We start from the raw sequence: 19,604 nt of genomic DNA, 5'->3' as shown, positions 1-19,604 counted from the left end.
TCAGGCACCACGCGTTGGGATGCGATTTTCGAAATAGCGGAAGGCGACGACCAGAGTGCCGGTCAGGCACATATAGATGGCCGCGAGCAGCAGGAGCGGCTCATAGGTCAGGTACGTTTCTTGGCGTACCTTCGAGATCACCGCATAGACGTCCACGACGGTGATTGTCGCGACGAGAGGGGTGGACTTCAACTGCAGCACCGTCTCGCCGTTGAGGGTGGGCAGAGCTCGGTGGATCGCCCGCGGCAGCCAGATGCGCCGGAACATGGTCCATCGGCCCATGCCGTAGGCGCGGGCCGCCTCGAGCTCTCCGGCGGGCACGCCGGCAAACGCGCCGCGCATGACCTCGCCCTCATAGGCGGCGAAGGAGACCGTGAGCGCTGCCACCCCATAGGGCCAGGCCTCGCGCAGATATGGCCAGAGAAAGGATTGCCGGATCGCCGGGAACTGTGGAAACAGCGAGCCGAGGCCGTAATAGAGGAGCCATAGCTGCAACAGCAGCGGCGTGCCGCGAATTACGGTGCAGAAGATGCGGGCCGGAACTTTGAGGAAAGAGGGGCCCGTCACCTGGAAGAGGCCAAGCGGCACGGCGAGCAGGAAGCCGAGAAATGCCGTGCTGAAGAGCATTGCGAGGCTTACGAGGATGCCCGAGCCGAGCCTCGGCAAGTAGCGCGGCAGCCAGTCCCAGCGCATGAAAACTGCGATTGCCACCACGAGCGCCGCGAAGAGGAGGATCAGCAGGATGCGATGCGGCTTGAGGAAGCTCTCCTTTTTCGGGAGGTCTTCAGGCGTGTATGCAAGCGCGTGCGTTGTTTCGTCTGTCATCGTTGCTCCGCGAAGCCGCGCCGGGCATGGCGCTCGAGCATGCCGATGAAGACGTTGGAAACGAGTGTCAGCGCCAGATAGAGCGCCCCGGCCGCGCAAAAGAAGAGTAAATAGGCCTTGGTGGCGCCAGCAGCCTGGCGGGTAACGAGCGTCAGCTCGCTGAACCCTACGACTGCGAGCAAAGCCGTATCCTTGGTGGCAATCAGCCACAGATTGGCAAGGCCCGGAATTGCGTAGGGGAGCATCGCCGGAAGTGTGATGCGCCGAAGCACCATGAACGGGGACATGCCATAGGCGCGCGCCGCCTCGATCTGGCCGGCGGGTACCGCTTTGATCGCGCCACGAAGAACCTCCGTAGAATAGGCACCCTGCACGACGCCGATCACGAAGATGCCCGCCATCAGCCCGCTGATGTCGACCGTCCCGATGCCAAAGGCGCCCAGAACCTGGTTCAAGAGATCGGTGCCCGCGTAATAGAGGAGCAGGATAAGCACCAGTTCGGGGACGGCGCGAACCACCGTCGTGTAGCACTCCAGGAGATCACGCACCAGCGGACCGCCATAAAGCTTGCCCGAGGCGCCGCCGATTCCGAGCAAAAGCCCGAGAGCATAGCCTCCGACCGCGATTTCTATCGAGCTAAGGAAACCCTGCAGCAGGAGGCCGCCCCAGCCTGGTGCCGAGAGCGAAAGCAGGCTCCAGTTGATGAAGGAATCCCCGACCAAGGCAGCCTCTCAAACAAGAGCGGGATCATGAATATACGCCCATCCATATCCCGTTCGAACAAAAATGCGTGGCCGGCGGTCGCCCGGACCGCCGGCCTGCGGCGGTTATCCGCCGTAAATGTCGAAGTCGAAATACTTCTTCGAGAAGGCCTCGTAAGTGCCGTTCTCGCGAATCGCCTTGATGGCAGCGTTGATCTTCTCCTTCAGTTCAGTTTCGCCCTTGCGCAGCCCGACGCCGACGCCGGGGCCGATCACGTCGACATCCTCTGCGACCTCGCCCTTGTAATCGCAGCACTGCTTGCCCTGATCGCTTTCCAGAAAGGCGTCGAGGGCGATCGCGTCAGCCTGGACGGCATCGACGCGGCCGGCGGCGAGATCCTGGTTTGCCTCGTCCTGGGTCTGATATTCCTTCACTTCGACCCCGGCCGGTGCAAAGTGCTTCATCGCATAGGCCTGGTGCACGGTCGACACCTGCACCCCGATCGTCTTGCCGGCGAGACCCTCCGGCGTCGGTGTGATGTCGTCGCCCTTGGCGCCGATGATGCCGGTTGGCGTGTTGTAGTATTTGTCGGAGAAATCGATGGTCTTCTGCCGCTCCGCCGTAATCGACAGCGAACCGATGATCATGTCGATTTTCTTCGAGGTCAGCGCCGGAATGATGCCGTCCCAGGCGACCGGGGTGACCACGCAGTCGAGCTTGGCCTCAGCGCACATGGCCTTCATGAATTCGATCTCCCAGCCCTGCCAGTTTCCGCTGGCGTCTGGCGAGGTAAAGGGCGGATAGGGCTCCGCTGCGATGCCGACCTTGACCTGTTCGGCCGCTGCGGTCGCTGCGCCCGTGATCGCAAGAGCGGTGGCCAGCGCCAGGAGTTTCAGTGTCTTCTTCATGCCGTTCCCTTTTTGCTTGTTGAGCATTGCGAATTCAGTGAATGGAACTGATGAACTTCTTGAGCCTTTCGGATTTCGGCGCACCGAAGATCGCTTCGGGCGGTCCCTGCTCCTCGATCACGCCGTTATGCAGGAAGACGATGTGGCTCGCGACGTCGCGCGCGAACTTCATCTCATGGGTAACGAGCACCATGGTTCGCTTCTCGACCGCGAGATCGCCGATCACCGAAAGCACTTCGCCGACGAGTTCCGGATCGAGTGCAGAGGTCGGCTCGTCGAAGAGCATGACCAGCGGCTGGATGGCGAGCGCCCGGGCGATCGCGGCCCGTTGCTGCTGGCCACCGGAAAGGAAGGCCGGATAGGCATCCCGCTTCTCATAAAGACCGACCCGGCGAAGCAAGGCTTCGGCGGTTTCCAATGCCTCGGCCTTCGATTTGTTGAGCACATGAATCGGCACCTCGATGACATTCTGGAGGATTGTCATGTGCTGCCAAAGATTGAAGCTCTGGAAAACCATGCCGAGTTGGGTGCGGATCCGCTGGACCTGCTTTCGGTCGGCCGGCATCAGCCCGCCGCGGCCGTCCGGCTTCATTCGGATCTCTTCACCGTGCACGCTGATCTGACCGGCCGACGGCAGTTCCAGCATGTTGATGCAGCGGAGCAAGGTGGATTTGCCCGAACCGCTGCCGCCGATGATCGCAATGACGTCGCCTTGCTGCGCGCTTAGGGATACGCCCTTTAACACTTCCAGCGACCCGAAACGCTTGTGAAGGTCTGTCACCGCGATTGCCTGGGCCGCATCCGTCATCGGCACGCGGCTCCTATCGTTCGCGGAACGCTTTCTGAAGCCATATAAAACAGTTCCCCTGGTCGTTCTCCCGTGCAGCATCTTCGGCTGTCACGCTGTTTCTAAATGGCATCGTTGCACTTGTGTCCCTATTATTCAAGCGTATAATAGCCATGAAGTCGATTTTTTAACCTTCTCAACGAACGGTCACCCCGGAGCAGCGACATGAGCCCAACCGTTTCGCAGGCAATCACCATCTGGCTGAACGCCAATGTTCGGAGCATGCGGTGAACCGCCGCAGCTTCTACCGTGCCCCGGAGGGCGAGCGGCGTCACGAATTGATCGAGGCGACGCTGGATTGTATTTCGGAATTCGGTCTCAAGGGCGCGACCGTCCGCCAGATCGCCCTTCGCGCGGGCGTCACCGCTGGGCTCGTCCGCCACTATTTCGTATCCAAAGACCAGATGGTCGCGGAGGCTTACCGCGCCGTCATCGCCTCTCTCACGGAGAAGGCGGCGAATGTCGAGGGTGATCCGGCGACGCGTCTCAGGGACTTCATAGCGATCAACCTGACCGAGCCGGTCGCTGACAGCCGCAGCATTTCTCTCTGGGCCGCCTTCATCAGTCAGGTGAGGGTCGATCCGGTGCTTGCGGAAATCCATCGCGACGGCTATCTCGCCTTCCGCAATGTTTTGCAGGCGCTGCTTGCCGATTTCCTTGCGGCCAATGGCCGGCCTGCAGGCCCCGAGGAGTGCCGCCGCTACGCGATCGCGATCAACGGCCTCGTTGACGGACTTTGGGTGGAAGGCTGTCTGGCCGGCGATCTTTTTCGCGAGGGCGAGCTGGTCAGCATCGCCATGGCGTCGGTTGAAGCCCTGCTCGGTCTTCCCATCAAAAAAACAGAAAACAAATAAGGGAGCTACTTTTTGCGCTACGCGTCGATCACATCCCGCCTCGCCGACCTCGGTTCCGGAAAATGGACGCTGCATGTTCGCGCGCGTCAGCTGAAGGCGAGCGGGGCCGATATCATCGAACTGACCATCGGCGAACCCGATCTGCCGCCGGATCCCGCGTTGTTGGAGGAGTGCCAGCGGGCCATGAACGCGGGGCGCTATCGGTATTCGAACGGCCGCGGTGAACCGGCGGTCGTTGCGGCCCTGACGGAGAAGTACCGGCGCCGCCGCTCCGGCGTTACGAAGGAAAATATTCTCTGCTTTCCGGGAACGCAGACGGCGCTCTTCGCCGTCATGTTCGGCCTTGCGGAGGCAGGCGACGGCGTGCTCGTCGGAGACCCGCTCTACGCCACCTATGAAGGGGTGATCCGCTCGACGGGCGCCCATCCGGTGTTCGTGCCGCTCAACCCGCAACACGGCTTTCACATGCAGGCCGAGGACCTGGAGAAGGCGGTCACGCCCGAGTGCCGGGTGCTGCTCCTCAACACCCCGCACAATCCGACCGGTGCCGTCCTGACGCCGGAAGAGATTGCGGCGATCGGTGCGGTCGCACGACGTCACGATCTCTGGATCGTCTGCGACGAAGTGTATGAGGAACTCGTCTTCGACGCCGCCTTTGCTTCGCCCTTCGACAATCCTGATCTCGCCGAACGAACAGTGGTCGTCTCGTCCATCTCCAAGTCGCATGCAGCAACGGGCTTTCGCAGCGGCTGGGCGGTTGGACCGGCCGAGTTCACCGAGCGCCTGCTGCCGATTTCCGAGACCATGCTCTTTGGTCAGCAGCCGTTCATCGCAGATATGACCGCCTACGCGCTGACGCACGAGATCGGCACGGCGAGACAAATGCGGGAATCCTACAGTCACCGCGCCCGACTGACCATCGACGGCCTTGCGGGAGTGCCCGGCGTTTCGGTGCTGCCGCCCGAAGCGGGTATGTTCGCGCTGATCGACGTCTCGGGCACAAGCCTCTCCGGCGAAGCCTTCGCCTGGGCGCTCCTCGAGGAGGAGGGGGTTGCAGTCATGCCGGGGTCTTCTTTCGGCGACACGGCACGAAACTTCCTTCGCGTGAGCCTCACCGTTCCCGATGATGTCATTGAAGAGGCATGCCGCCGCATTGCTGCTCTCGCCCTACGCTGCACCGCCTGCAGGGAGCGCCGCGCATGAGCGTCGAATTGAAGACCGTCGGCGAAACCCTCGTCGACCTTCTGGAGGCAAACGGCGTGGAGGTCGTATTCGGCATTCCCGGCGTGCACACGGTCGAGCTTTATCGTGGCCTTTCCGCATCGAAAATCCGCCACGTGACGCCTCGCCACGAACAGGGTGCCGGCTTCATGGCCGATGGCTATGCACGCGTCAGCGGCAAGCCGGGCGTGGCGCTCGTGATCACCGGCCCGGGCCTCACCAACACGATCACCGCCATGGCGCAGGCCCGGCAGGACTCGATCCCGATGCTGGTGATCTCTGGCGTCAACCGCCGCGATTCGCTCGGTCATGGGCAGGGGTTGCTCCACGAACTGCCGGATCAGCACGGAATGATCAAGACGCTGGCACTTTATTCGCACACGCTGCTCAACCCCGCGGATCTGCCGCTCGTCGTGGACCGCGCCTTTGCGGTTCTGCTTTCCGGCCGTCCGGGCCCGGTCCACATCGAGATTCCGACCGACGTGATGGCGCTCAGGATCGAGGACCGGCCCTCGGCGCCGGCAACGGCAACCCGGCCGCGCTCCGACAGCGAAACGCTGCAGAGGGCAGCGATCCTTTGTGCGGAGGCCGCCCGCCCGGTCATCGTGTGCGGCGGCGGTGCCCTGACGGCGGAAGCGGAAGTGCGTGAACTTGCCGAAAGGATCGGCGCGCCGGTCGTCACGACGGTCAACGCCCGCGGCATTCTTGCCGGCCATCCGCTCCGGGTGCCGGCAAGCCCCAGCCTCAAGGCGGTGCGCGCCCTTTTGCGAGAGGCGGATCTCGTGCTGGCGCTCGGCACCGAGATGGGCCAGACGGATTACGATCTCTACGCCGATGGCGGTTTTCCGCCGCTGAAGAACCTTGTTCGCACCGACATCGATGCGGCGCAGCTCGCACGCGGGCCGCAGGCAGCGCTTTCGATCCTTTCAGGCGCGAGGGCCGCCACCGCGGGTATTCTGGGCTTCCTGCCGGATCATGCCGCGGCCAGGGACGGCATTCTTCGGGCGGAGGCCACGCGCAAGGCGGCATTGAGAGAGCTGACACCGAAAATGCTTGCCGAGGTCGGCGTCGTCGAGGCGATCTACCGCACGCTTCCAGATTGCATCATCGTCGGCGATTCGACTCAGGCCGTCTATGCCGGGAACCTCTATTGCGATGCGCCGCGCCAAAGGGCCTGGTTCAATTCGGCGACGGGCTACGGCTCCCTCGGCTATGCGCCCCCCGCCGCGGTCGGTGCTGCGGTTGCCGATCGGGAGCGACCGGTCATATGTCTTGTCGGCGACGGCGGATTTCAGTTTTCCCTGGCGGAGATCGGCTCGGCAGTGGATGCGGCCGCCCAGGTCGTTTTCCTCGTCTGGAATAATGACGGGTACCGGGAAATCGAGTCCTACATGGTCGAAAACGGAATCACGCCGGAAGGCGTCAAACCCTCCGCACCCGATTTCCTGCTTGCTGCAAAGGCCTATGGCGTGCCTGCGGAGCGACTGGCGACGGTGAAGGATCTGCCGCGTGCGCTTGCCGATGCGGTGTCGCGATCGGGGCCTTCGCTGATCGAGATCCATCAGGAAAGGACTGCCGGAGCCACAGCGTGACGCCCTGGTGAAGGGCTCATCCAGCCCCGGATTTGACTTTTCCGGCCCGGAGTGGTGTTAAGTGCGCACATGCTCGAATCCGGCCACGTTCTTCGTTTAGCCTGGTCCTCGGGCTGATTTCGTCTCGCCTGCATCCGATCGCGGATAGAGGATGCAGAGAGAAAAGGGACCGTGTCCTCGATGGACCTCATGCGTGGTGGCAGCAGGAATATGCAGGCCAGCCGGCTTCTCGCCGTGCTGTGGCTGTTCTGTGCCTCGCTTTCGATGCAGGTCATCGCGATCGGCCAGAGTGCCGCGTCCCGTGCGGCCGGGGCGCCGGCCGGCAATGTCGCTCAGCCCGATACAGGCTCCTCCGACCGCCCGGTCGCTCGCCAGATATGCAGGGCGGTTGCGCTGCCCGATCTTCGTTTCATCGGCGAGCGGGCCGATGGCAAGTCATGCTCCGGCGCAGATCCTGCAGCGTTCGTTCCTTTCCAGGCCATTGCCCTGATTGCGCCAGAGATGGCTCCTTCCCTGCCGGTGGCGAAAACCAGAATTGCGCGTCTCCCATCCTGTCAGAGCAAGTGCATTCGCGCGCCGCCAGCGGCGGGAGCCTTCCTTTGAGAGTTCGGCAGGTCTTTCGCGCCCGCCTCAGCCATTGATGAAAACCCGGCCCGGATGCTGCCCATGGCGCGTTCTGGCGTTTATGGAATTCCCACATGCATACATCCAGATGGGCGGTTCTCGCCTATGTCGCAATTATCATCTTCGGATGCCTTGCGGCGCTGCCGAGCGTGCTGACGCCGGCCATGAGGGAGCAGGTCGCTTCCGTTCTCCCGTTCGAGCCGGTCACGCTCGGCCTCGACCTGAGGGGCGGCTCGCACCTCGTCCTCGAAGTCGACGGGGCGGGGCTTCAGAAAGCCCGCCTCAACTCGCTTCTCGACGATACCCGCCGCGTCTTGCGCGGTGAGCGCGTATCCGCCTCCTCGGCGCGTATCAGCGGCAATGGCGTCACCGTGAGCATTCCCGATGCTCAGGACCGGGACAAGGTTCTGCCGAAGCTGCAGGAATTGGCAACGCCCGTAAGCACGGTCGGTTTTGCCGCCAGTGCTCCTGAAGTCGAAGTATCGACGACGGGCGATGTGATTACCTTGGGCATGACCGAGGCGGGTCTTGCCGACCGCATGACCAAGGCGGTCGAGCAGAGCCTGGAAATCATTCGCAACCGTGTCGACCAGGTCGGCGTTGCCGAGCCGCTGATCCAGCGGATCGGTTCCAACCGCATACTGGTTCAGCTCCCCGGTCTCCAGGATCCGACACGCCTGCGTGAGCTTCTCGGCTCCACGGCACAGATGAGCTTCCACATGCTCGACCAGAGCGTGGATGTGACCCAGCCGGCTCCGCGTGGGGTGGACATTCTGCCCGGCGCCGACGATGGCAACCGCTACGCGGTCGAGACCCGCATTGCCATTTCCGGAGAGCGGCTCGAAGATGCCAAGGTCGGCTTCGACCAGCGCACCAATCAGCCGGTCGTGGATTTCACCTTCGACTCGCTCGGAGCCCGGCAGTTTGCCGACATCACCCGCGAAAATGTCGGGCGGCCTTTCGCCATCGTGCTCGACGGCAAGGTGTTGACGGCGCCCGTCATCAATGAGCCGATCCTTGGTGGCCGCGGTCAGATCAGCGGCAGCTTTACCGTCGAGGAGGCAACGGTTCTTTCCGCACTCCTGCGCTCCGGTGCACTGCCCGCCCCGCTGACCATTATCGAAGAGCGCTCCGTCGGCCCCAATCTCGGCAGCGACTCGATTCGCATGGGCCTCTTTACCGGTCTCGCCGGTTTCGGCCTCGTGGTCGTCCTCATGGTCGTCCTTTACGGGGCCTGGGGTATGATCGCCAATGTCGGCCTGGTTCTGCACACGATCATGACGATCGGCATCCTCGGCCTCATAGGCTCGACGCTGACCTTGCCCGGCATCGCCGGTATCATCCTCGGCATCGGCATGGCCGTCGACGCCAACATCCTTATCAATGCCCGTATCCGGGAAGAGACCGAGGCGGGTGCCGGCGCGATGAAGGCGCTCGATATCGGCTTCAACAAGGCCTATGCGACGATCATCGACTCCAACGTCACGACGCTTGCGGGCACGGTCCTTCTGTTCTGGTTCGGCAGCGGCCCGGTCAAGGGGTTCGCCGTCACCATGATGCTCGGCATCGGTATCTCGATGTTCACATCCGTTACCGTCGTGCGTCTTCTGATGCGCGAGGTTGTCGTTCGCCGGAAGATGAAGAAGCTCGTGATACCGTCGCTCTTCGGTCCGGTGCCGCGCCTGCCGAGCTTCTCCTTCATGAAAGGCCGTTTCCTGGCGATAGGCTTTTCGGCTTTCCTGTCGATCAGTTCGGTGGTTCTGTTCTTCACACCCGGCCTGAATTACGGCATCGATTTCATCGGCGGCATTCAGGTGGAGGCGGTCTCCAAGGAGAAGATCGACCTGGCGACGCTCCGGCGAAGCGTCGAGGAGCTCAATCTCGGCGAGGTGGCCCTGCAGGACTTCGGTGGCGGGCAATCGGTGTTGATCCGCGTGCAGCGCCAGCCGGGCGGCGAGCAGGCGCAGAGCCTGGCCCTGAACAAGGTCAAGGATGCCGTGACGACCGCCATCCCCGGCGCCAGCATGGAGCGGACCGAGGTCGTAGGTCCCACGGTCAGCGGCGAACTGGCTCGATCGGGCTTCCTCGCCGTGGCACTCGCCATGGTTGCGATCCTGCTCTACATCTGGTTCCGCTTCGAATGGCACTTCGCCGTCGGCGCTATCGCCGTGCTGTTGCTCGACATCACCAAAACCGTCGGATTCTTTGCTCTTACGGGCATCGACTTCAATCTGACCGCGATCGCCGCGCTGCTGACGATGATCGGCTATTCGGTCAACGACAAGGTGGTGGTCTATGACCGCATGCGCGAAAACCTGCGCAGGTACAAATCGATGGCGTTCTCGGATCTGATCGACTTGAGCATCAATCAGGTGATCGCGCGATGCATCTTCACCTCCGCAGCGACGGCGCTGTCGCTGGTTCCGATGGCCATCTGGGGCGGCGAGGCGGTGCAGAGCTTCGCCTGGCCGATGATCTTCGGCGTCATCGTCGCGACGACGTCGTCCATCTATATCGGCGGTCCGATCCTGCTGTTCCTGAGCCGTTGGTGGAAAGAGCGGGAAGCCGCTCGTTCCGGCGGACAGCAGGCGGAAACGCCGACCGCCTGATCAGGATCAGAGCGCTTCAACGTTCTGTTGAAACCGTGAAACGCATCTCGTGCCAGGGGCAGCCTCCGATGGGGCTGCCCCTTTTTCGTCGGAAAGTCCTGTCTTTATCGCCCCTGTCCCTTGCACGGCGATTCGCTGCTCCCTAGATAGCGAGATGCCACGGGCAGGCGAATGGAACTTTTGCCATGGTTCGGCGGAACGAGTTGAGAGAATTATTTTTCGCTTTATCGTTTCTGCAGTTGACGAATCGGTAAATTATTCTACTTTGTCGCTGTCAGCGGAGAGATCCGCTTCGATTGTTCATGAACGCTCGGCGTGCTGCGCCGGCCAGCCAGAGGAGAGTGACATGCTCGGAATATCGACCGCCGCTTTCTGCGGCTCACGTTCCCTTTGTCGTGCAACGGTTAAAGGTCACATTCGTCAACTCCGCCGAATGTGATCGTCAGAACTTCCAGACCTTACCCTTTGCCGAGAATTGAATTATCCGCGCCGTTGGGTGCGGAGGAGCGTTACTTATATGAGCAAGCAAGTTATCGAATATGGCGGTGAAGCCGTCGGAGTCGTCGTTCCCGACGAAGACCGTTTGAAATTTCTGGCCGTCAAATATTATGTCTGGGACCTGGACGCGCAGCGCTTCCGTTCGGTCGATGAGGCCCGCGCGGCCATTGGCCGGCTCCTTTCCGCTCAGCGTGGGCGGAACATCACCAACCGGCCTCCCGACATAGCTGCCTGATTCAGGTCTTGCGCAGGCCGGTCGCGGTATCGAACAGATGGATTGCTTCCATGTTCGGGCGGACATGGATCGGCTCGCCAACGCGGATCGGCGTGCTGCGCGGAAATTCGACGGTCAGCATCCGCTCCTCGCCGATCTCAACATAGCCGTAAGTCTGGCTACCCAGCCGCTCGGCCACGGCAAGCTCACCGCTGAACCACGCATCTTCCGGCCGGCAGACGACCAGGTCTTCCGGCCGAATGCCGAAAGTGACCTCGCCAGCGCGGATCGGCTGTCCGGACCAGCCGACCAGCTGCAGGGTGCGCTCTTTTAGGCGTATGGCACTGCCGCCGCCATCGGAGACAACCTTCGCCGGCAAGGTATTCATCGTCGGGCTCCCGATGAAGCGCGCGACGAAGAGGCTGGCCGGTCGGTGGTAGAGATCGAGCGGCGGGCCGATCTGCTCGATCTTGCCGGCATTCAGAACCACGATGCGGTCTGCCAGTGTCATCGCCTCGACCTGGTCATGGGTGACGTAAACGGTCGTGGCTTTCATGCGGTTGTGTAGCTTGGCGATTTCCAGGCGCATTTCGACGCGCAGTGCCGCGTCGAGGTTGGAGAGGGGCTCGTCAAAGAGGAAGGCCGAGGGTTCGCGCACGATGGCGCGGCCCATGGCGACACGCTGGCGCTGGCCACCGGAAAGCTGGGCCGGCCGCCGATCGAGGAAGGGCTGGATCTTGAGGATGCCTGCGGCGTGCGACACGCGTTTTTCGATCGTCTCGTCATCCGTGCCACGCATCTTCAGGCCGAACGCCATGTTCTCGCGCACGCTCATGTGCGGGTAGAGCGCATAATCTTGAAACACCATGGCTATGTCGCGGTCCGATGGCGGCAGCGCGTTCACCACCTTGCCGCCGATGTCGAGAATACCGCCGGAAATCTCCTCCAGCCCGGCGATCATGCGCAGGAGCGTGGATTTGCCGCAACCGGAGGGTCCGACGAGGACCAGAAACTCGCCGCTTTCAATGTCGATATCGACGTCGTGGATGACCTGCAGCGAGCCATAGGTTTTCCGGATCTGCCTCAATGCGATTGCCGTCACGGTTTTCCCTCCAAGGTCATCTCTACCCTTGACCTCCATTATCGATATCAATATCAATAATGGCAGCAATTTTGATTGGCAACTCCGCGAGCCCGCGATGACGTATTTTTCTGCCCCCTCGAGGACCCGCAATGCGGCCCGCCCCGCCAAGGCCACCGCTGCCTTCAATGCGCTGAAGCGTGACATCATGCTGGGCGTGCTTCCGGCGGGAGCGGCGCTGACCGAGCTGGATCTGGCGGCGCATTTCTCTTGCAGCCAAGGCACGGTGCGCGAGGCGCTGCTGCAATTGCAGGAGGAGGGCCTGGTGCGGCGGCAGGGGCATCGCGGTACGCAGGTCTCCGAATGCACCGAGGCGGAGGCCGTGGAAATGTTCCGCGTGCGCCTGCACGTCGAGTGCAGCGGCATCGTCCGGACGCTCCAGGCGCCGAGCCGCACGCTGGCTGCCGATCTTCAGGCGCTACTTGCGAAAATGCTCGATGCTGCGAAGGCCGGGGACGAGTTGGAGCTTGCATCCTTCGACCGGGACTTCCACCGGCGCATCTTCCAGGATGCCCGGCTTCCGGCGCTCGATCCGATCCTGCATCGTTGCCTCGTCCACAATCACCGTTTCAAGATCTCGCGAAGCATCACCCCGCGCGATCTCGTGGCGACTGCGCAGCGGCACGGCGCCATCATCGAGGCGATCGAAAGCGGCGATGTCGCGAAGGCCGGCGCAGCCCTGCGCCATCACATCGCGACGATCGTTGATCTGGGCCCCGACGTCTTCCCGGATGCGACCCAATGAGCGCGGCGCCGGACCTGTCGCGGCTGTCGCCGGAAATGGCGGCGCTGCTCCTGCGCGTGGCTGCCGAAACGGGGCCGCAGGTCGATCCCACGACCTTGCCGCCGGCCGAGGGCCGCTCGCTTTCGGAAGAGGGCAACCGGCGGTGGAACGTCGGGCTGCCGGAAATGGCGGCGGTCGGAGAGGCTTTTGTCGAGGCGGACGCGGCTATCGGCTCGGCGCGCCTGCGCCTCAAGATACTGGTGCCGCCGGGCGCCGGCTCCGGTGCGGTGGTCTTTGTGCATGGCGGCGGCTTTGCCTTCTGCAGCCCGGAATCGCATGAGCGCTGTGCGCGCGTTCTCGCGCTGGAATGCGGCCTGCCGGTGCTCCTGCCGGATTGTCGCCTGGCGCCGGAAAATCCCTATCCCGCCGGCCTGATGGATGTTGTCGCGACGATCCGCAACGCATTTGCAGTCTCGGCGCCCTTCGGCGTGGCGGCGGGCCCGCTACTCCTTTCCGGCGATTCGGCGGGCGCCAATCTTGCACTCGCCGCACTGTTGCACGAAGCGGCGGCGGGGCGCCCGCGAATGGCTGGTGCACTCCTTTTCTACGGAACCTATGCCGGCGATTTCCGCACGGAGTCCTATCGAAATTTCGAGAATGGGCCGGGTTTGACGACGGCGAAGATGCAGCGCTACTGGCGCTGGTATGTCGGCGACCGCGACGTTTCGGCTGATCCGCTCGCATGTCCGCTTCTCGCCTCCGATGAGGCCTTGGCGGCTCTGCCGCCGCTTCATCTGATGGCGGCGGGCGTCGACCCGCTGCTGTCGGACAGCATCGCGCTGCACCAACGCCTGAAGCAACTCGGGCGGGGCGAGGCGCTGATGGTGGTGCCCGGCGTCACGCACGGCTTCTTGCAGAACACCCTCGATCTCGCCGCCGCGCGGGAGGCGCTTGCGAAGGCAGGTGCCGAAGCCCGGCGAATGGCAGGCGCGAACTGAAGCGATTTTCAAAGGAGGAGACAATGAAAATCTGGAAAATAGGCACCGCTCTCGCGGCATCGCTTCTGGCAAGCACCGCATCGGCGGAAACCGTTCGTTTCTGGTATCACTTCGACAATCCGGAAAACCCGATGGCCGATCTGATCGCGAAATTCGAAGCGGCCAATCCGGGTATCGAGATCGAAGCGGAAAACGTTCCGTGGAACAGCTACTACGATAATCTCTACACCGCGCTCGTCGGCGGCAACGCGCCGGACGCCGCGATGGTCAAGCTCTTCGCCCAGCCGCGCCTCATCGAAATGGGCGCGCTGGAGCCGCTCGGCGAGCGCATTGACGGCTGGGCCGGCAAGGCGGACCTGCTCGACAACCTCCTCGACCTCAACAAGGGGTCGGACGGTCAGCAGTACTACCTGCCGATCCAGTATGTCGTGCTTTATCTTTACTACCGCGCCGACCTGTTCGACGCCGCCGGCCTGAAGCCGCCGGCGACCTGCGACGCGTTCCGCGACGCGGCGATCAAGCTCACCAAGCAGCCGGCGACCTACGGCTTCGGCCTGCGCGGCGGCAAGGGTGGCTGGGACCAGTGGGGGGCCTTCGTGCTGTCGCAGGGCGCGAAGCTTGAGCCGGGCGGTCTGACGACGCCGCAGGCGATCGCTGCCAACCAGTGGCTGATCGATCTGTTCCAGAAGGACAAGGTCATTCCGCCCTCGGCACCGAATGACGGCTTCCAGGAAATCACCGCCGCCTTCAAGAAAGGGACCACGGCCATGACCATTCATCATGTCGGCTCGTCGAACGACATGGTCAAGGCACTCGGTGACAAGGTCTCGGCGGTGCCGGTGCCGGAATGCGGCGGCGGCCGCTGGACGTCCTATGGCGACGAGTCGTTGGCTATCTTCTCCTCCTCGGAGGTGAAGGATTCCGCGTGGAAGTGGATCTCGTTTCTTGCCGAGGGCGAGAACAACGTCGCCTTCAACAAGGCGACCGGGCAAATGACGGTGACCAAGAGCGGTTCGGAAAATTGGACGCTGCATGAGCGCCGCTTTGTCGATGCGACGGTACAATCGCTGCCCTTCGCCCATGTGCTGCCGCAGAACACCGCGACGTCCGAGTTCGTCAACACGGCCTGGCAAACGGCCATGCAACAGGCGCTGACGGGCCAGATCACCTCCGAAGAGATGATGAAGCAGCTCGAAGCTCTTTTCGTGCAGCAATGATGTCGTGGAGCGGGTGATTCTCCACCCACTTCGACTTCCCATCCGCCCCGCCCTGATATCAGGGCGGATGGGGCCTTTCGATTGCCAACGGCCGGGAACGACCTGATGACCGCGACAACAGCACCCCCACCGACCGCCGTGACCATCCCGACGCCCTGGAGCGTACGGATGATGCCCTATATGCTGCTGGCGCCCGCGGTGCTCGTCACGCTTTTCATCGTCTTTTTCCCGATGGTGCAGGCGGTCTACACCAGCTTCTACGATCTCATCCTATGGAAGCCGAATGCCAGCCGCTTCGTAGGCTTCGGCAATTATGTAAAACTTTTCGCCGACCCCGTATTCTGGACCGCGCTCGGCAACACCGCCATCTGGATCGGCCTGACGGTGCCGCTTCAGATGGGTCTTGGCCTCCTGACCGCGCTGCTGCTCAATCGCGAATTCCCCTGGCGGGGTCTGGCACGCGCCCTGATCATCATTCCCTGGGCGCTACCGAGTGTGGTGATCGCGCTGATGTGGCGCTGGATCTACGATCCGAATACCGGCGTGCTGAACGATGTCCTCCTCTACCTTTCCGTCGTGCAGTCGGCAGTGCCGTGGCTTGCCGATCCGGACCTTGCGCTCTATGCGATCATTGCGACGCTGACCTGGCAGGGTTTCCCCTTCTTCGCCGTTATGATCCTCGCCGGCCTCCAGGGAATTCCGCGCAGCCACTACGAGGCCGCCTCCATCGATGGTGCGTCGGCCTGGCGGCAGTTCGTGCACATCACGCTGCCGGGCATCGCCCCGGTGCTTGCGACGGCGGGGCTGCTCCGGGTCATCTGGGTGGCCAATTCAATGGATGTCATCTTCGTCATGACCGGCGGCGGGCCGGGCTATGCCACGCATACCCTGCCGCTCTACGCCTTCGTCCGCGCCCGCCAGAATCTCGATTTCGGCTACGGCACGACGATCGCCGTCACCTTCACCATTCTCCTCGGCACGATCGTCGCCGTTTATCTCGCCAGGACCATGCGGGAGGTCGAACGATGAACAGACCGTCCACGCTCCGTCGTATCCTCACTACCGACCTCCCGGTACTGCTGATCGTGCTCTTCGCCATGGCGCCCTTCGCCTGGATGGTGCTGACCTCGCTGACGCCGACAGCGGCGCTGAACGCGACAGGCGTTTCCGTCTCGCCTTCCGGCTGGAGCCTCGACAATTACGCGCGCCTGCTGCAGCAGACCTCGTTTCTCGGCAACATGCTCGACAGCCTCATTATCGCCTGCGGCACGGTGGTGCTCGGCCTTGCCGTGGCGGTGACGGCCGCCTACGCCTTCTCGCGCTTCCGCTTCGCCGGACGCAAGCTCCTGATGCTGCAGTTCCTGCTCATCAACATGTTTCCGATCGTGCTGCTGATCCTGCCTCTGTTCGTGCTCATGCGCAAAGCCGGCATCCTCGACACGCATTTCGGGCTCATCCTCGCCAATGCGACGGTTGCCATTCCCTTCGCGGTCTGGATGCTGACCAGCTATGTGGGCGCCATCCCGAAGAGCCTTGACGAAGCCGCGATGATCGATGGCTGCTCGCGGCTCTCAGCGCTGCGCCGCGTCGTGCTGCCGCTTACCATGCCGGGCATCATCTCCACCGGGATCTACATATTCATCACGGCCTGGAATGAATATCTCTACGCGCTGACGCTCGGCGGCAAGAACGTACGGCCCGTTACGGTCGCGATTCAGACCCTGATCGGCGAGTACCAGATCGAATGGGGCCTGCTTGCTGCAGGTGCCGTCGTCGGCGCCATGCCTGCCACCATCCTTTTCCTTCTCGTGCAACGCCGGCTGATCGGCGGTCTGACCCAGGGCGCGGTGAAGGGCTGATTGCGAATGAAAGAGGACTGACCATGAACCCCGTCGGGTTGATCTCCATGCAGTTTGCGCGGCCCTTCACGGCCGAACATTTCCCCCATTTCGCCGGGATGCGAAGGCTCGGCTACGATTTCGTAGAGCTTCTGGTGCCCGAACCCGGCGAAATCGACCTTGCCGAAACGCGCCGCGCGCTGGAAGCCGCCGGGCTCTTCGTGGTGCTCGCCGCCCGCGTCAGCCTCCAGCGCAATCTTTCCTCGGACGATCCTGCCGCCCATCGCGCCGGCATCGACTATCTGAAATACGCAGCCGACTGCGCCGCCGCGCTCGGCGCCGTGATCGTCGGCGGTCCGCTTACCGGAAATCCTCTGGTCTTTGCGGGCCGGCCGCCGCAGCCTGTGAGCGAGGAGGAGCGCCTTTCCCGCAAGGCCCGGTGCGTCGCCGGTCTGAAAGAGGCCGGTGAGCATGCGGCCGGGCTCGGCGTCATGCTGGCGGTCGAACCGCTGAACCGCTTTGAGAGCGACGTGCTCTGCACCACCCGGCAGGCGATCGAATTGCTCGATGCGGTTGATCATCCCGCCGTGCAACTGATGCTCGACACGTTTCACATGCATATGGAGGAGGCCTCGATTGCCGAAGCAATCCGGCTCGCTGGCAGGCGCATCGTTCATTTCCAGGCCAACGAGAACCATCGCGGCTTCCCGGGAACGGGCGCCACGGACTGGGTCGCGGTGTTCCGGGCGCTGCACGAGACAGGCTATCAAGGCCCCATCTCGCTCGAGCCGTTCCGTCGCAACGACGACCGTTTCGGCGTGCCCTTTGCCCAGTGGCGCCCGCCGCACGAGGACGAGAGCGAACGCCTCGCCGCCAGCGCCGAATTCATCAAGTCCCACATCCTGCTTACGGAATATCGTCGATGACACTCAAGATCGGTTGGATCGGCTGTGGCGTGCACGCCAGCCAGATGCTGCTTCCACAGCTCGTTCGCCATGACATCCAGGTGACTGCGCTCTGCGACATCGATGCCGCTCGCCTTGCTTCTGCAGGGCGGCAGTTCGGCGTTTCGAACCTGACGGGCGATGCGGAAGAACTCATCCGCCGCTCCGACATAGACGCGGTCGGCATGGCCGTCGGGCCGGACCAGCACCTGCTATTCGGCAAGATGGCTCTGGAGCGGGGCCTGCCGGTCTTCATGGAAAAGCCGCCGTCCGGCAGCGCGGAAGGCGCGCGCGAATTGCTCGCCGCCTCGGAAAGGTCCGGCAAGCCATTGCTCGTCGGCTTCATGAAGCGGTATTCCGCCGGAAACAGGATTGCGGCGAACATCTTGCGCTCGGGCCGGTTCGGCCCCGTCTATGGCCTCACCGGCTACTACATGACGGCGCCGGCCTATTTCGCCGGCAATGTCGACTACACCGGCTTCTTTCTGCACCATTGCGTGCACTATATGGACCTCGTTTCCTTCCTCGTCTCGCCTGTTACGAAACTGACGGCGCGCAAGGTCGAAAAGGATCGCGGCAAGGTCCTCTTCCACGTGCATTTCGATTTCGAATGCGGCGCGATCGGCACGATTGCGATGGGCACGGCCCAGTCGCGCGGCGCGCCGGTGGAGCGCCTGGAGATCATGGGCGACCACCAGCGCATCGAGGTGGATAATGTCATCGAGGTGCGCTGGAACAGAAATCCGCCCTTCAAGGTCGATGATCCGGCTGCCACACTTGACGGCGCGGTCGACACGCTGACCTGGAAGCCGAACTTCACCGCAGCCGCCAACGAGGACCCGAAGGGCTATCATGCGCTGCTCGCCGACGTCATTCCGGCGCTTGCAGGCAAGCAGACGCCGGCGCCGACCATCCGCGAGGGCGTGATCGCCATGGAACGCCTGGAAACGCTGCGGCGCGCGCTCGCGCTCTAAAGGCCGGGCTGCTCGATGAGGCGCCGCTTTACGCTCCCGGTCTGGACGCTGCCTTTCGAGTATAGCTGAGTGTCGGTCAAGCATTCTTGTGCTATGGCAGGGCGAATTGTATCCGAGGCGGTTCCGGCGTCTCTGCCGGACCGGGGAGTAGCGGCTCGAATGCTGACGAAGAAGGGGAAATACGGATTGAAGGCGCTGGTCGATCTGGCACGGCTCGCGCCCGGGGAGACGGCCTTCATCACGGAAATCGCGCAGCGCAACAACATTCCGAAGAAGTTCCTCGACACAATTCTCCTGGAACTGCGCAATGCCGGCGTGCTGCGGTCGAAGAAAGGGCCGGGCGGCGGTTATTCCCTGTCGAGACCGGCCTCCGAGATTCGCATCGGCCACGTCATACGGACGCTGGACGGCCCGCTGGCGCCGATACGCTGCGCCAGCCGCACGGCTTATGAAATCTGCGAAGACTGCAGCGATCCGGAAACCTGCCGTGTCCGCATCTCGATGACGTCGGTTCGCGATGCCATGTCGTCCATCCTCGATTCGATGACCCTCTCTGAATTCGCCGCAGGCGGTGTTCTCGCTCCGGAAGCTGCAGTGGAAAAGCAGGCGCGCCGATCATGACGGTGCGAAAAGTCGCCGGTTCGTCATAAAAGGCCGCCGAAAGGCTTGGTTTGTCGAAAGAAAGAGCCTATCTGGCGTCTATCTTTGCTGCGGTCCGCTGAAGAGACCGCATTCTCGCTAAGGGGTCGATGATGGGCTTGAGACACGCGAAGGCGGACGCCGGTGGCACCGTGCTGGAGTCGATCGGCAGGACGTTGGCGACGGCGACGAACGGCATCAGGGCGCTTGCCGACCATCTGTCGAGCGACAAAAC

The 19,604-nt window shown here is 62.9% G+C and carries 19 protein-coding genes and 1 pseudogene; 15 read left to right on the top strand and 5 right to left on the bottom strand.

The genetic code is table 11. The features are described 5' to 3' along the window. From FB009_RS28550 to FB009_RS28535, 4 genes are all read right to left on the bottom strand, one after another. The gene (locus FB009_RS28550; RefSeq protein WP_011974384.1) at positions 1–825 is read right to left on the bottom strand and encodes an ABC transporter permease; all 825 of its coding nucleotides are present in this window, start codon (positions 823–825) and stop codon (positions 1–3) included. Continuing rightward, entirely contained in the window at positions 822–1,547 is a 726-nt protein-coding gene (locus FB009_RS28545) for an ABC transporter permease (RefSeq protein ID WP_011974385.1), read from the bottom strand. Before FB009_RS28545 ends, FB009_RS28550 begins: the two co-directional genes overlap by 4 nt. Before the next feature lie 105 nt (positions 1,548–1,652). Then, positions 1,653–2,435, bottom strand: coding sequence for a transporter substrate-binding domain-containing protein (locus tag FB009_RS28540; protein WP_011974386.1), 783 nt, complete (start codon positions 2,433–2,435; stop codon positions 1,653–1,655). A 34-nt stretch (positions 2,436–2,469) separates the two neighbouring features. Continuing rightward, on the bottom strand, positions 2,470–3,243 hold the full coding sequence (locus FB009_RS28535; RefSeq protein ID WP_011974387.1) for an ABC transporter ATP-binding protein: 774 nt from the start codon (positions 3,241–3,243) through the stop codon (positions 2,470–2,472). Between the two features lie 266 nt (positions 3,244–3,509). On the opposite strand from FB009_RS28535, the gene FB009_RS28530 reads away from it, so the two are divergent. The 6 genes from FB009_RS28530 (at position 3,510) to FB009_RS28505 (ending at position 10,915) form a co-directional block, all read left to right on the top strand. Continuing rightward, entirely contained in the window at positions 3,510–4,136 is a 627-nt protein-coding gene (locus FB009_RS28530) for a TetR family transcriptional regulator C-terminal domain-containing protein (RefSeq protein WP_011974388.1), read from the top strand. Positions 4,137–4,148: 12 nt separating this feature from the next. Continuing rightward, on the top strand, positions 4,149–5,339 hold the full coding sequence (locus FB009_RS28525; RefSeq protein ID WP_011974389.1) for a pyridoxal phosphate-dependent aminotransferase: 1,191 nt from the start codon (positions 4,149–4,151) through the stop codon (positions 5,337–5,339). Next, complete coding sequence (locus tag FB009_RS28520; RefSeq protein WP_011974390.1) at positions 5,336–6,949, top strand: 5-guanidino-2-oxopentanoate decarboxylase; 1,614 nt, start codon at positions 5,336–5,338, stop codon at positions 6,947–6,949. Before FB009_RS28525 ends, FB009_RS28520 begins: the two co-directional genes overlap by 4 nt. A 180-nt stretch (positions 6,950–7,129) precedes the next feature. Next, positions 7,130–7,552: a hypothetical protein gene (locus tag FB009_RS28515; RefSeq protein ID WP_011974391.1), complete on the top strand. Its 423-nt coding sequence runs from the start codon at positions 7,130–7,132 to the stop codon at positions 7,550–7,552. 95 nt (positions 7,553–7,647) lie between these two features. Continuing rightward, a complete protein-coding gene (gene secD, locus FB009_RS28510) occupies positions 7,648–10,182 on the top strand; it encodes a protein translocase subunit SecD (RefSeq protein ID WP_011974392.1) in 2,535 nt (844 codons plus the stop codon). Positions 10,183–10,699: 517 nt separating this feature from the next. Then, positions 10,700–10,915, top strand: a complete 216-nt coding sequence (locus FB009_RS28505) for a hypothetical protein (protein WP_127582110.1) — start codon at positions 10,700–10,702, stop codon at positions 10,913–10,915. A gap of 1 nt (position 10,916) precedes the next feature. Here the strand turns inward: FB009_RS28505 and FB009_RS28500 are convergent, their stop codons facing one another. After that, on the bottom strand, positions 10,917–11,996 hold the full coding sequence (locus FB009_RS28500) for an ABC transporter ATP-binding protein (protein WP_011974394.1): 1,080 nt from the start codon (positions 11,994–11,996) through the stop codon (positions 10,917–10,919). 97 nt (positions 11,997–12,093) lie between these two features. Between FB009_RS28500 and FB009_RS28495 the strand changes: the two genes are divergently transcribed. The 9 genes and pseudogenes from FB009_RS28495 to FB009_RS33430 form a co-directional block, all read left to right on the top strand. Next, on the top strand, positions 12,094–12,780 hold the full coding sequence (locus tag FB009_RS28495; protein WP_011974395.1) for a GntR family transcriptional regulator: 687 nt from the start codon (positions 12,094–12,096) through the stop codon (positions 12,778–12,780). After that, a complete protein-coding gene (locus tag FB009_RS28490; protein WP_145162607.1) occupies positions 12,777–13,757 on the top strand; it encodes an alpha/beta hydrolase in 981 nt (326 codons plus the stop codon). Before FB009_RS28495 ends, FB009_RS28490 begins: the two co-directional genes overlap by 4 nt. 23 nt (positions 13,758–13,780) lie before the next feature. Next, on the top strand, positions 13,781–14,974 hold the full coding sequence (locus FB009_RS28485) for an ABC transporter substrate-binding protein (protein ID WP_024311109.1): 1,194 nt from the start codon (positions 13,781–13,783) through the stop codon (positions 14,972–14,974). Positions 14,975–15,079: 105 nt separating this feature from the next. Next, positions 15,080–16,003, top strand: a complete 924-nt coding sequence (locus FB009_RS28480) for a carbohydrate ABC transporter permease (RefSeq protein ID WP_011974398.1) — start codon at positions 15,080–15,082, stop codon at positions 16,001–16,003. Then, positions 16,000–16,833, top strand: coding sequence for a carbohydrate ABC transporter permease (locus FB009_RS28475; protein WP_011974399.1), 834 nt, complete (start codon positions 16,000–16,002; stop codon positions 16,831–16,833). Before FB009_RS28480 ends, FB009_RS28475 begins: the two co-directional genes overlap by 4 nt. 23 nt (positions 16,834–16,856) lie before the next feature. Continuing rightward, a complete protein-coding gene (locus FB009_RS28470; protein WP_011974400.1) occupies positions 16,857–17,738 on the top strand; it encodes a sugar phosphate isomerase/epimerase family protein in 882 nt (293 codons plus the stop codon). Then, entirely contained in the window at positions 17,735–18,730 is a 996-nt protein-coding gene (locus tag FB009_RS28465) for a Gfo/Idh/MocA family protein (protein ID WP_011974401.1), read from the top strand. The genes FB009_RS28470 and FB009_RS28465 overlap by 4 nt, the downstream gene beginning before the upstream one ends. 159 nt (positions 18,731–18,889) lie before the next feature. After that, positions 18,890–19,351: an RrF2 family transcriptional regulator gene (locus FB009_RS28460; RefSeq protein WP_011974402.1), complete on the top strand. Its 462-nt coding sequence runs from the start codon at positions 18,890–18,892 to the stop codon at positions 19,349–19,351. A gap of 131 nt (positions 19,352–19,482) precedes the next feature. Further along, positions 19,483–19,604 (top strand): annotated as a pseudogene (locus FB009_RS33430) (KpsF/GutQ family sugar-phosphate isomerase); the annotation flags it as partial.

It is taken from the genome of Sinorhizobium medicae (assembly GCF_007827695.1).
Classification (GTDB): domain Bacteria; phylum Pseudomonadota; class Alphaproteobacteria; order Rhizobiales; family Rhizobiaceae; genus Sinorhizobium; species Sinorhizobium medicae.
This window is presented reverse-complemented; position numbering and strand designations above follow the sequence as displayed.

Excerpts from the sequence above, each read along its gene's own strand:
- FB009_RS28475 (WP_011974399.1), top strand. The coding sequence starts at position 16,000 with ATGAACAGACCGTCCACGCTCCGTCGTATCCTCACTACCGACCTCCCG.
- FB009_RS28520 (WP_011974390.1), top strand. The coding sequence starts at position 5,336 with ATGAGCGTCGAATTGAAGACCGTCGGCGAAACCCTCGTCGACCTTCTG.
- FB009_RS28480 (WP_011974398.1), top strand. The coding sequence starts at position 15,080 with ATGACCGCGACAACAGCACCCCCACCGACCGCCGTGACCATCCCGACG.
- secD (WP_011974392.1), top strand. The coding sequence starts at position 7,648 with ATGCATACATCCAGATGGGCGGTTCTCGCCTATGTCGCAATTATCATC.
- FB009_RS28515 (WP_011974391.1), top strand. The coding sequence starts at position 7,130 with ATGGACCTCATGCGTGGTGGCAGCAGGAATATGCAGGCCAGCCGGCTT.
- FB009_RS28505 (WP_127582110.1), top strand. The coding sequence starts at position 10,700 with ATGAGCAAGCAAGTTATCGAATATGGCGGTGAAGCCGTCGGAGTCGTC.
- FB009_RS28490 (WP_145162607.1), top strand. The coding sequence starts at position 12,777 with ATGAGCGCGGCGCCGGACCTGTCGCGGCTGTCGCCGGAAATGGCGGCG.
- FB009_RS28550 (WP_011974384.1), bottom strand. The coding sequence starts at position 825 with ATGACAGACGAAACAACGCACGCGCTTGCATACACGCCTGAAGACCTC.
- FB009_RS28485 (WP_024311109.1), top strand. The coding sequence starts at position 13,781 with ATGAAAATCTGGAAAATAGGCACCGCTCTCGCGGCATCGCTTCTGGCA.
- FB009_RS28495 (WP_011974395.1), top strand. The coding sequence starts at position 12,094 with ATGACGTATTTTTCTGCCCCCTCGAGGACCCGCAATGCGGCCCGCCCC.
- FB009_RS28535 (WP_011974387.1), bottom strand. The coding sequence starts at position 3,243 with ATGACGGATGCGGCCCAGGCAATCGCGGTGACAGACCTTCACAAGCGT.
- FB009_RS28540 (WP_011974386.1), bottom strand. The coding sequence starts at position 2,435 with ATGAAGAAGACACTGAAACTCCTGGCGCTGGCCACCGCTCTTGCGATC.
- FB009_RS28465 (WP_011974401.1), top strand. The coding sequence starts at position 17,735 with ATGACACTCAAGATCGGTTGGATCGGCTGTGGCGTGCACGCCAGCCAG.
- FB009_RS28460 (WP_011974402.1), top strand. The coding sequence starts at position 18,890 with ATGCTGACGAAGAAGGGGAAATACGGATTGAAGGCGCTGGTCGATCTG.
- FB009_RS28470 (WP_011974400.1), top strand. The coding sequence starts at position 16,857 with ATGAACCCCGTCGGGTTGATCTCCATGCAGTTTGCGCGGCCCTTCACG.